Origin of the sequence: Spirosoma foliorum (assembly GCF_014117325.1) — a bacterium.
Taxonomy (GTDB): domain Bacteria; phylum Bacteroidota; class Bacteroidia; order Cytophagales; family Spirosomataceae; genus Spirosoma; species Spirosoma foliorum.
The window spans coordinates 7,449,124-7,461,054 of sequence record NZ_CP059732.1; the positions used below are offsets into that span (position 1 = coordinate 7,449,124).

Here is an 11,931-nt window from a genome sequence, read left to right on the forward strand (position 1 = left end):
GATTTGGCTTCATGCAAAAAAATACTGGCGCAAAATGAAAAAGCCGTTACGAATTCGTAACGGCTTTTCTTAGTAGCGGGAGCTGGACTCGAACCAGCGACCTTTGGGTTATGAGCCCAACGAGCTACCAACTGCTCCATCCCGCGATGTTGGGACTGCAAATGTACGACAACATTTTACAAATACAATTATCTTTGTAAAAAAAAGTTTATTCACTGTCTGAAACGTTTTTTGTCAGGAGTGAGTTGTTTGCTAAAGCCGCTGGTAATCAGCCAGCGGGATCACCTCAAAGAATGAATACGGAAATCATTGAAAATTTCCCGGCCAATCATAAGGCCGGTTTCGTCAGTATCGTTGGTAAGCCCAATGTCGGTAAATCTACCCTGATGAATCAGCTCGTTGGCGAACGGCTGTCTATTATCACCTCCAAAGCACAGACGACACGCCACCGGATAATGGGTATCCTGAACGGAACTCATGACGGACAGGAGTTCCAACTCGTTTACTCCGATACCCCCGGAATTATTAAACCCCAGTACAAACTTCATGAATCAATGATGAGCTTTGTACGCGGCTCCATTGAAGATGCTGATGTTGTGCTGTTCGTAACGGATATCTTCGAACAACACGACGAAAACGACGTCATTGAGCGACTGCAAAAATCGGAAGTTCCTGTGCTGCTGCTGATCAATAAAATTGACCAGGCTACGCAGGATCAGGTAATGGAGAAAATTGCGTACTGGCAGGAAAATTTCAACGCCCAGGAAATCATTCCTATCTCGGCGTTGAACGGCTTTAATATTGATCAGGTATTTGGCGGTATTATCAGTCGGCTGCCTCAGCATCCGCCTTATTTTCCTAAGAGCGAACTGACCGATAAACCCGAGCGGTTTTTTGCCTCAGAAATTATTCGGGAGAAAATTTTCCTGAACTACAAACGCGAAGTTCCCTATAGCAGTGAGGTAGTTATAACGGGCTTCAAGGAAAAAGAGGATATCATTGTTATTCAGGCCGAAATTTTGGTCGAACGGGCTACGCAACGGGCTATTCTGCTTGGTGAAGGTGGGAATATGATTAAAAAAACGGGAATTATGGCCCGTGAAGAACTTGAGCGCTTCTTCGGCAAAAAAGTATTTTTAGAACAATTCGTCAAAGTAGAACCCGACTGGCGCCAGAAAGAGCGGATGCTCAAGCGGTTAGGATACGATGAATAAGCATTAGGAGTGAGAAGTGAGAAGTGAGGAGTTGTTGAAGCACTCATTAAACTTGCGTCAGCAACTCCTCACTTCTCACTCCTCGCTCCTCACTCCTTCAAAAAAATGGCAAACATTGTTGCAATCGTTGGTCGCCCAAATGTGGGCAAGTCCACGCTGTTTAACCGTCTGACGGAACAGCGACAGGCCATCATGGATAACCAAAGTGGTGTTACACGCGACCGGCATTATGGCACGGCCGAGTGGAACGATAAATATTTTACAGTCATCGATACAGGTGGCTACGTTGTTGGCTCTGAGGATGTATTTGAAGAGTCGATTCGGGAACAGGTCGAAATTGCTATTCAGGAATCAACGGTTTTGTTGTTTGTTGTTGATACGCAAACAGGCATCACTGGCCTGGATCAGGACTTTGCCAATGTTCTACGCCGAACCAAAAAGCCCGTATACGTAGTCGCTAATAAGGCCGAAACCGGCGAACGGGCGCATGGCGCTGCCGAATTTTATGCCCTTGGATTAGGTGATCCCTATGCAATTTCGTCGCAAACGGGCACTGGTACTGGTGATTTACTGGATGAAGTGATCAAGCATTTTCCAACGGCTGGCGTTGAAAATCCGGATGCCGGAATTCCAAGAATTGCAATTCTCGGGCGTCCGAACGTTGGTAAATCGTCGTTTTTGAATGTCCTGACAGGGCAGGAGCGTAGTATTGTGACGCCTATCGCCGGTACTACTCGAGACGCGATCGACACTCGCTATAAAGCTTACGGTAAAGACTTTATTCTGACTGATACGGCTGGTATCCGCCGTAAAGCGCGTATTGACTCCAACGTTGAGTTTTATTCGACATTACGTTCGATTAAAGCCATGGAGGATTCGGATGTCTGTATTATTCTCCTTGATGCGACACGTGGCCTCGAAGCGCAGGATTTGACCATTATTGGGCAGGCTGTGAAAGCGAAAAAGGGCGTAGTAATCATGGTCAATAAATGGGATGCGGTTGAAAAAGACCAGCATACTGCCGACAGATTGCGTAAGGAAATGATTCAGCGAATGATGCCGATTGACTATCTGCCTATCATTTTTGCGTCGGTTCATGAGAAGCAACGTATTTTCCAGGTGATGGAAAAAGCGATGGAAGTGTATGAGAACAAGACGAAAAAGGTTGCGACGTCGAAGCTGAATGATGCCATGCAGCCCGAAATCGAGAAATATCCACCGCCGGCTATCAAAGGGAAGCATATTAAAATTAAGTACATGCTTCAGGTGCCAACGCCTTCGCCAACGTTCGTATTTTTCTGTAACCTACCTCAGTATGTTCAGGAATCATACCAGCGTTTCCTGGAGAACAGGCTTCGAGAACATTTTGACTTTACAGGTGTACCGATTACGGTGTTTTTCCGGCAAAAATAAAGCACAGAGTAGAGTTAATATAGTCAGGAGTAGCCAGGTATTGTTCGTCTAATTACGATACTCGGCTACTCCTGACTTGTTTTGGTCAGTATATCATGAAAACTTCCTCACGTTATTGGATTGGCGCTTTTCTAGTTTTTTTAGCTGCTTTTTGCTTTGCCTGTAAAGGCATTCTTATTAAACTGGCCTACCAATATCAGATTGACTCGATTTCGCTGCTAACATTACGAATGTTGTTTGCGCTGCCATTCTACATCGTTATTTTAGTCAATCTGAACCGAAAGCAATCCCCCGCTAAACTAACGAGTCGGCAATGGGCAGCTCTGGCCATATTTGGAATTACAGGTTATTACTTTGCCAGTTTCTTCAATTTTTTAGGCTTGATTTACATAACAGCAAGTTTGGAGCGGATTCTTCTATTCGTCTATCCAACCTTTGTGCTGCTGATGAACGCCATGGGCTTTGGCCTGCGGGTTACGAAATTACAGATCGTAGCGCTTATCTTAACCTATGCCGGAATTCTCCTGGCGTTTTGGGGAAATATTGAGACTTCGGCTCAAAACAATGTTGTGTTGGGCGCCTTCTGGGTTATCCTTAGCGGATTGGTCTATGCCGTTTATTTGGTTGGTAGCGACCGCATGATCCCATTAATTGGGTCGCTGCGGTATACCTGTTATGCCATGATTGCCGCCACGGTACCTACAGTGCTGCATTGCGCGGTTCAAAATGGGCTGCACTTGGGAGGCTATCCAATGCCCGTATATGCTTTAGGGTTGGGGATGGGCATTTTTGTAACCGTGATCCCGACGTTTATGATTGCTGAAGGAATTAAGCGGGTGGGATCGGGTAATGCCTCTATTATTGGCAGTATTGGTCCAATTTTTACAATTTTCCTGTCGACCACTATTCTCCATGAAACGATTAGCATTGAGCAAATTATAGGTACCCTACTGGTATTAGCTGGCGTCTTTATGATTGGTTGGAAAGGGAACAAACAAGTAACTCCTTCTGTAACCAACTAACAAATTGTGCCTATTATGGGGGTATTACTTACTTAAAGGTAACTAGCCTGCTATATAAAAGAAGTATCATGTTACGATAGGATTACAAAAACAACCATTAAATAAAGTTGCGCTCACGTTCAGGACGTTAGTATTTTACATATGTCTATTTTAGGAGTATATTGGCCCCCGTTATTACCCAAACGATTACCCACCTTATCATGGCAACCGAAAAAATTTTAGATGACGAAAAACGCATTGACAAAGCGGCTTATGTGCTTAAAGCTGTTGCGCACCCTCTGCGAATAAAGATCATTCAGATGTTGAATGAGAGCAAAGAGCTAAATGTGTCGACTATCTACAAAAATCTAAACGCCGAACAATCCCTCATTTCGCACCACTTAATTAACATGCGCGACAAAGGCATTCTGGATATCCGGCGCAGCGGCAAAAACATTTATTACTTTCTGGTCGATGCTGCTGTAGCGGAGATCATCGATTGTATTTACAAGAGTAAACTAATAAGCTAATCCATTTAGAGAGCACAGTAAAAAGCGTTAGAAAAAAGACCGAGGTCTTTTTTCTAACGCTTTTTACTTACCGACTGTTAGCTGAATAGATCGCCGGTTTTATAAGGCGGTATGATACCAAGATGAATATAAGCCCGCTCGGTAGCTTCTCGTCCGCGCGATGTTCGTTTTAGGAAGCCTTCCTTAATTAAGAACGGTTCGTAGACTTCTTCAATCGTTTCAGATTCCTCCCCACAAGCCGTAGCAATGGTTGAGAGACCTACCGGCCCCCCTTTGAACTTCTCGATGATCGTTGTCAGAATCCGATTATCCATTTCATCTAACCCATTCTGGTCAACTTCCAGAGCGCTCAACGCGATTTCAGCAATATCGACGTTGATATAACCGTTCCCTTTAACTTGTGCAAAGTCGCGGGTACGGCGCAGGAGGTTATTCGCGATACGCGGTGTACCCCGACTCCGACGTGCAATCTCATAAGCGCCTGTTTCATCAATTGCGGTTCCCAGAATAGCCGACGACCGTTGAACGATGGATGTTAGAAGTTTGGCGTCATAATATTCCAATCGGCAACTAATACCAAAACGGGCTCGTAGGGGAGAGGTAAGCATACCCGCCCGAGTTGTGGCGCCAATAAGCGTAAACGGATTCAATTTTATCTGCACGGTTCGGGCGTTGGGGCCGGAGTCGAGCATGATGTCAATTTTATAGTCCTCCATCGCCGAATACAGATACTCTTCCACAATTGGGTTGAGCCGGTGAATTTCGTCGATAAAGAGCACATCGTTTGGTTGCAGATTTGTCAACAAACCAGCCAGATCACTGGGTTTATCCAGAACAGGTCCGGAAGTCATTTTGATGCTGGCGTTGAGTTCATTGGCAACAATGTGCGATAGGGTTGTTTTGCCTAACCCTGGGGGGCCATGAAGCAAAACATGGTCGAGGGCTTCGCCCCGTTGCATAGCCGCCCGAACAAATACTTCGAGATTTTCGAGGACTTTTTCCTGCCCTGTAAAGTCCTCGAAGGAGAGGGGTCTAAGCGCCCGTTCAATCTCCTTGTCGGTCGCACTCATGCCCTCTGTCGAGCCCTTTAAAAAGTCATTTCGCATGATTTTGAATCGTATAGACCCGGCCAAATGTTTACCTGAAAATAGGCTTATTTGGCCGGGTCGTTTACCTCAAATTTACGAAAAAAACAGGAGAAAATCGCTACCGAATGAGCAATACTGAGCCTCGTTTTACAACCTGTGGACGCTCTGGGAATGACTCACTTTTATAGGTAATAATGTACGGGTAAAGCATTGATGGATAGGTAGATCCATGATAGGTGCCATCCCATTTCTGCTCTGGATTATCGCTGGCAAAAATCACCTCGCCCCATCGATTGTAAATACGGAACTCGTAGTTTGTGGTATAGGCGGTGAAAATCTGTAATACGTCGTTTACACCATCGTTGTTGGGGGTGAATGCATCGGGAACATTGACGCGGGGCTCACACAAATTGAACACGCGTGCAATACCCGTTGCCGTACATCCTTGCGGATCAGTCACCCGAATAGAATAGCTACCAGCTCGGTCAACCACAATCGTTTTAGTGGTATCATTACGAGTGAGCCACAGATAGCGCAACCCCGGCGCTCCATTAGCCGAAAGTTGTGCTTTCTCTAAATCACCTTCGCAAAGGGCAACATTATCTGAAAGTGAAAAGGTTGGCGGTGGTCGGTCGCCTACCTGGATATTACTTCGGCCTACGCAACCTGTTTGTGTATTTCTAAGGATAAGGCTATACGAACCTGGTTGAGAAACAGTAATGAATGGGGCCGATGATCCGGTACTCCATTGATAGGTATTACCCGGTTGATCGCCAGATAAGGGAGACAGAATAACCCCAATTCCTGAACATTTGAGTGTATCGGGTCCCAGACGGGCAAAGCCCGTACTATCGAGACCCACCCGAATGCTATCTTTTAGGATTTTACAGCCCAATATGTCCGTTACCTGTACTGAATAAAGCCCTGGCGACGCATTCCCCAAAACGGGCGTTGTTGTTACCAGGTTGTTGTTTCGGTCCAGCCAGATGTAGCTCGCTGGCGTTCCTCCCGTTACGGTTACATTGATGGTGCCACTATTCGGTACACTGCATAAAGCGTCCTTAACCAATGCAGTAAGAGCCAGTTGATTGGCCGGGGATTTTAACGTAAAGGCAGTATCGGCCTTACAGGTGTGAATGCTATCCGTTACGCTGACCTTATAGCCGCCTTCTGTCAGACTGGTTTGCCGACTGCCAGTACCCGTTAGAATCGCTCCGTCCGAACGAGTCCAGGTGTAAAGATATGTTCCGGCCGGGGTCGGTGTCAGTTGAATCGAGCCATCTGCCGATGTGCAGGTTGTTGGGCCAGTCAGGGTAGCGGCTACCCGTAGTTTAGGCAATTCGCTAACCCGGATCGTATCCGAGTTTTCGCAGGTGGTACCATTTACCGTCGATTGCGCGGTAACAGTGTAGGTGCCCCCTTTGGAAACCGAAATGGTTCGCGTATTCCCGCCGTTACTCCACTGAAACTGCGTCCAGGTTTGCTGCGGTACGGTCAGGTTGATCGATGATCGATAACAAAAAACGGTATCGGGACCTAAGTCGAGTGATGGCGGTGGTTTGATCTGTACCTCAATCGTATCGCTTTTAAAACACTCGCCATTGGCCGCCAGACCAACTACAATGTAATAGCCGGGCCTGTCGAGTTTTATAGTCTGTTGCCTACTGGCGACCGCTCCATTGACCAGCCAGACATATACTTTGGCCTGTACCTTCATATCCAGTGTAATCCCTTTTTTATTACAAATGGCGGTATCGGCTCCCAGATGTATATCGGGTGGGGTTGCTAAAATGGTCAGCGTGTCTTTAATCAGCGTGTCTTTACAGATTCCGCCTGCGCTTGTTCGGGTTACAATCCGAAGACTGACAAAATACTGCCCAGGTTGTGCGTAACCGTGGGTAACAGGTTGTGATGATGTTGTTGAGTAAGGGCGGCTACCGTCGCCATAATCAAGCGTATACGTTTCTTTAAGTTTCGGGCAGTTTGGCCCAATCTGAAAGACCGTAGGGGCGTTTACACAAGTATCGGCATAGGTTAACCCTGGACCGCTGGATGGGTCGTTAAAGTTAGCCACTAAGTTAGGCAACCCTAACTGACTCGTTTTGCCCCCGAGTGACTGACCCGATGGGTTAAACACCAAACTATCCAGTAAACCACCATTTGGGTTTTCGATCGTCCCCAGGGATTTACTGCCCTTTATGGCTACGTAAATTCGGCCATCGGGTCCAATCTGAAGGGACCCATATTGCCTGGTTGTACTACTATCGACAACGGTTCTGGAGCTTTTTATCAACGAGTCTGGCTGGCTCAAATCATATTTTAGAAGATAAGATGCTCCTTTCAGACTGCCGTCACTATTGGTATCGGCAAGCATCGTTACGTATAAACTTTTACCGTCGGGCGAAAACTCAACCCCATAGGCCTTAGGTGGAGCCGTACCTAAATCGATGGTTTTATTGAATTTCATTACACCCGTTGAGTCGTTGAAAGTGTATAAATCAACGGAATTTTTGGGTGGCCCCGGAATAACAACCGCCATTGGCCGGTCGCCCTTATTGGCAGCGGTGGTATCGGCTGGGCCTATTTTTATATAGCCTTCTGCATTGGCTAAAGAGTCAATGACTTGCCCACCATTGTACGTAGTTACAACGGGTGACGATGCTTTAGTTAAATGCTGAATGACGAATTGATTCGTCCCGTATTTCCGGGTAATGACCCAGAAGGTTGAATCAGTCTTATTTTCTACGGAGGCTGACTGCTCTGTACTCTGATTCGATATGGGAATATTCTTTTCCACAACAGCACCCTTTCCACCGTTCTGGCGCATATCGACTACACTATACGTTAGTGTTTTCTGGCCACGAATTTCAGAAGTCGTGTACACGTAATATAAATACTCGCAGCCCCGGCAGGTTGGCTTAGGTACAATAATCGCCGACTGCGTGGAGTGTGTATTACCATCTAATGGAATCTGAACGGCATTCGTGTCGCCCGGCACGAGCGATTTGAGAGGTTTGCCGTCTTTACCATAAATCGTTATCCCATCCGTATAAAACAGCAATATGCCTTTGGTATTGGCAATCGATGATGACCCTTCAATGGTACTTAAACTACCATCCGTAATGGGTTTAGGCGTACCTCCACCACTAAAATCCAGACCTGCGTTCTGGCCAAAATACCACTTTACCCCCTGCGATTCTTTCTTTTCTCCACAAACATCGACGTTGATACGATTCTGATAGGAGCAACCATTGGGGCTTATTGCTTCGACCGAATAACAACCGGAGCTATCGACCTGTATGCTTTGCGTTGTATCGCCCTTAGGGTACCATAAATACCGATATCCCGATTGAGTCGCTCCGGCATACGGATCAAGCGTAATTTTTTCTCCCTTACAGATGGTTGTATCGGTACGCCAGTTGGTAAACGATGGGGGTGGGGTACTAACATTTACCTTGGTTGTAGCCGTTTGTGTGGTCCCGTTGATGGTTCGGGTTAAGGTGATGGTGTATAAACCCGCTGTTTGATAAACGTGCTTGGCGATAGAATCGCTGTTTTGCTTGGTAAGTGTGCCGCCATCGCCGAAATCCCAGACCCGTTTTGTCACGCCTGTGCGTATACTATCGGTAAAGGTGAGCGAGTCGGCCCCACATTCCTGATCGGGAATACAGGCCTTACCACTAATTTTTATTTCCTGCGCCCAGGACGTAGTTAGTCCTGCCATAAGGAATAGCACCGCTAGAATTCCAACTACCCGGATATGACTGATAAACCTTGACATGAAGAAACGCTGAATAATAAAGCCACCCTCTCAAATTCACTCCCTCAACATAACAACAGCAGGGGCATTACGTTACTATAAACGATGATGCTTAGTTAAAATTTTATCGACTAACCATCATAAAAGCCCTTAAAATTCGCCTAATTTCATAGATTGTTTTGTTGTTAAATACTTCGTTTGTCTTGATAACGTTGCAACAATAAAGTTGGCCCAGTCTTTGCCTTGATTTAGCTGTTATGCTTAAGAAATACTTACTGACTCTTTTGACGCTGACCCTAAGCCGCATGGTCTTTGCTCAGGACCCTCAGTTTACTCAATTCTATGCGGCACCTATGTACCTCAACCCGGCCTTCGCTGGTTCGGCGCTGGCTCCACGAATTACAGCCAACTATCGAAACCAATGGCCCGCCATTACGAACTACGTAACCACCATGGTTGCCGTAGATCATTTCATTGAAAAATATAACAGTGGTGTCGGGCTGATGATTCAGAGCGACAACCAGGGTCAGGGAAGGATTCAATCTACAGACATTGGGTTGCAATATGCATACCAATTCCAAGTTAGTGAATCATCGTCTGTGCGTTTAGGGTTGCAGGGGTCTTATGTAAATCGGAGTATCAACTATTTTGGCTTGACTACCGGCGACCAATTTACGGATCGAGGTTTTATTACAGGCAGCGTCTCGGGTGATCCTGCCTTGCAGGGTGGTCTACCCACAAACAAATACCTTGATTTTTCGACGGGTGGTCTTTTTTATTCCGACTGGTTCTGGGTCGGCTTGTCGGCGCACCATATTAACCGACCTGCGCAGGGATTCTTTATCAGTGAAAACGAGCGATTGCCAATGAAAACCAGTGTTCAGGCAGGCCTTCGAATTCCGTTGGGGAGTTTCACGGGACTGGCCGATGACCTGGACCGGGAAATTAGTTTATCGCCTGTGATTATGTATAAGCATCAGGGCAAATACGATCAGTTAGACATTGGTGCTTATCTGACTTATTCGCCGTTAACGATCGGTGCCTATTATCGCGGTATTCCATTCAAAAAATACGAGCAGACGCTTAATAACCACGATGCCGTGGCGGCTCTGATTGGCTGGCGGATGGAAAAATTCTCTATTGGCTATAGTTACGACGTCACGATCTCAACCCTTGGTAATAGTGGTGGATCGCACGAATTGTCGTTATCTTATATTTTCGACAAGCCCGAAAAGGGACGTCCTGGCGTAAAGCGTCGGGATAAAAAACTGCCCTGCCCGAAATTCTAACGGTAGTTTGTACTATTTAAACCTATAAGGTTTCCAAAACCTTATAGGTTTGTAATCACGATTTTCAATCAGCTTCTTCTTCACGATCACTTTCCTGGTCGTCGTAATATTCTGGCTCATCTTCGCGGTCGAATATATAGGCAAAATGATAGTTGATAATCTTGTCGACCGGATAAAAACGCCGACCAGTTATACGAAACAATTGTCCCGATGTGCCCATTAGGCTATCGCCTACTGCCAATAAGGGAGTAAGCTCGAATAACAGTACAATCGCATCCAGAAACTCTTCGACTTCTAACTGAACAGCTTCGATCCAGGTATCTCCATCTGTGATTTGGTTGACCAGACAGCGTTGCATAAACTCGCCTAGTGTGGCCGTTAGGGTCCATCCATTAGGCGTTTCCCGTTTGGTCTCGGTACAAATCTCCATAATCTTCAAACGGAGCGCATCTTCTGGTTTATTCATATAATTCATTAAGTGGGCAAGTCTGTAGTCGATATTGGGTAGGTTGTAATTGAGCTACGAAATAATAAATCAGTCGACTTTTATCGATAGCTGCCAGACGCTTTAGGCTCAAAACCAATCGATTTTGCGCAACGACGTGCATAAATAGTCAATTTAATCGGGCTTATATAAGAATACCACTCAGTCAATATGTTACTGCATAGATAATTTACTTTCTAATTTGTTAGCGATTGCAATCCTGTAAGTGGGGTTGTGAGCTCTTATGGGTTAGGTTTAAACGCTGACTTTTCTAAGGTCAGCGTTTTTTATGATACCCAGTGGGCTATTAATTTTTATTCGAAAGGCTTTGTTGTTAAGTGATTGTAAAACTGGTAGTTATGGATATTAGGTAATCTAATTGTGAAAAAACAGGCACGCAAAGTATATTTTGCAAGGTTATTCTAAAATTTGGCAGGATTTTAGTTACATCTATTTTGTGAAACTCAACAATGATGGACAATCAAATTAATATAGACCTACTTAAGGAGTACATTAAGACATTAATTGCTTCGGAAGTGGTGTTTCCTGGCACGCTACCCCGTAAATGGGGTAAAGAATTTACCAAAGCCGAACTGGAAGATATTAACCTTGGCCTGAAGATGATACTGCGAATGGCTGACCCCACTGTGGATAAAGCATTGCTTCGGGAGTTCAAAAGGGTAGATGAATCAGGGGAGTATATACACTGGTTTTTGTACAATAACTGGCGAAAAGTTGTCCAGCTAATGGGCGATTACCCTTATTTAACGACTCGTTTCAAAGGCACCTCAGCGCAAGGCTTATCTAGCCAATAGCTGCTAAGCGTTCGGCTCAACAACTACAAAGCCGATCCGCTTGGTACTTACGATATGCACACATCTTTGAGGATAGCGGAGCAGCCCCTATCGGGGTGACCTGCCAATAGTGATCGTACCAGATCCAATAGTGTTAAGCGCCGTAGGTGCGACCTATTTTTCTAATAACCGGCCGCACCCAATTGGTTTTCACTTCTTTATTTTTTCAATCTCACCGGGTTTTAACCCGGTGAGATTGAAAGATGTGCACCTGCCGTTGGTATGTATAAAATTGCAGACAATATCCCTGTTTTTGGTTGTTATTCAGAAGAACTACGTAGAAAACGTATATAGCCTG

9 protein-coding genes and 1 tRNA gene are annotated in these 11,931 nt (G+C 45.6%); 6 read left to right on the plus strand and 4 right to left on the minus strand.

Annotated features, from left to right (window positions below; translation table 11 throughout):
- Positions 1-73: 73 nt before the first annotated feature.
- Positions 74-146, minus strand: a tRNA-Met gene (locus H3H32_RS31320).
- 147 nt (positions 147-293) lie between these two features.
- On the opposite strand from H3H32_RS31320, the gene era reads away from it, so the two are divergent.
- The 4 genes from era (at position 294) to H3H32_RS31340 (ending at position 4,158) form a co-directional block, all read left to right on the plus strand.
- Positions 294-1,214, plus strand: a complete 921-nt coding sequence (era, locus tag H3H32_RS31325) for a GTPase Era (RefSeq protein WP_182459668.1) — start codon at positions 294-296, stop codon at positions 1,212-1,214.
- 105 nt (positions 1,215-1,319) lie between these two features.
- Positions 1,320-2,627 (plus strand): ribosome biogenesis GTPase Der, encoded by a 1,308-nt coding sequence (gene der, locus H3H32_RS31330; RefSeq protein ID WP_182459669.1) that lies wholly within the window; start codon positions 1,320-1,322, stop codon positions 2,625-2,627.
- 95 nt (positions 2,628-2,722) lie between these two features.
- A complete protein-coding gene (locus H3H32_RS31335) occupies positions 2,723-3,649 on the plus strand; it encodes a DMT family transporter (RefSeq protein WP_182459670.1) in 927 nt (308 codons plus the stop codon).
- Positions 3,650-3,849: 200 nt separating this feature from the next.
- Positions 3,850-4,158: an ArsR/SmtB family transcription factor gene (locus H3H32_RS31340; RefSeq protein ID WP_182459671.1), complete on the plus strand. Its 309-nt coding sequence runs from the start codon at positions 3,850-3,852 to the stop codon at positions 4,156-4,158.
- 77 nt (positions 4,159-4,235) lie between these two features.
- Here H3H32_RS31340 and ruvB read toward each other — a convergent pair whose 3' ends face one another.
- Together ruvB and H3H32_RS31350 are read right to left on the minus strand one after the other, a co-directional pair.
- A complete protein-coding gene (gene ruvB / locus H3H32_RS31345) occupies positions 4,236-5,264 on the minus strand; it encodes a Holliday junction branch migration DNA helicase RuvB (RefSeq protein WP_182459672.1) in 1,029 nt (342 codons plus the stop codon).
- Between the two features lie 100 nt (positions 5,265-5,364).
- Positions 5,365-8,970 (minus strand): T9SS type B sorting domain-containing protein, encoded by a 3,606-nt coding sequence (locus H3H32_RS31350; protein WP_240543552.1) that lies wholly within the window; start codon positions 8,968-8,970, stop codon positions 5,365-5,367.
- 293 nt (positions 8,971-9,263) lie between these two features.
- On the opposite strand from H3H32_RS31350, the gene H3H32_RS31355 reads away from it, so the two are divergent.
- Positions 9,264-10,295 carry a PorP/SprF family type IX secretion system membrane protein gene (locus H3H32_RS31355; protein WP_182459674.1) on the plus strand — a complete coding sequence of 344 codons (1,032 nt, stop codon included), beginning with the start codon at positions 9,264-9,266 and terminating at the stop codon, positions 10,293-10,295.
- A gap of 64 nt (positions 10,296-10,359) precedes the next feature.
- On the opposite strand, the gene H3H32_RS31360 is transcribed toward H3H32_RS31355, so the two are convergent.
- The gene (locus H3H32_RS31360) at positions 10,360-10,761 is read right to left on the minus strand and encodes a hypothetical protein (RefSeq protein WP_182459675.1); all 402 of its coding nucleotides are present in this window, start codon (positions 10,759-10,761) and stop codon (positions 10,360-10,362) included.
- Between the two features lie 488 nt (positions 10,762-11,249).
- Between H3H32_RS31360 and H3H32_RS31365 the strand changes: the two genes are divergently transcribed.
- The gene (locus tag H3H32_RS31365) at positions 11,250-11,594 is read left to right on the plus strand and encodes a hypothetical protein (protein ID WP_182459676.1); all 345 of its coding nucleotides are present in this window, start codon (positions 11,250-11,252) and stop codon (positions 11,592-11,594) included.
- Positions 11,595-11,931 lie beyond the last annotated feature (337 nt).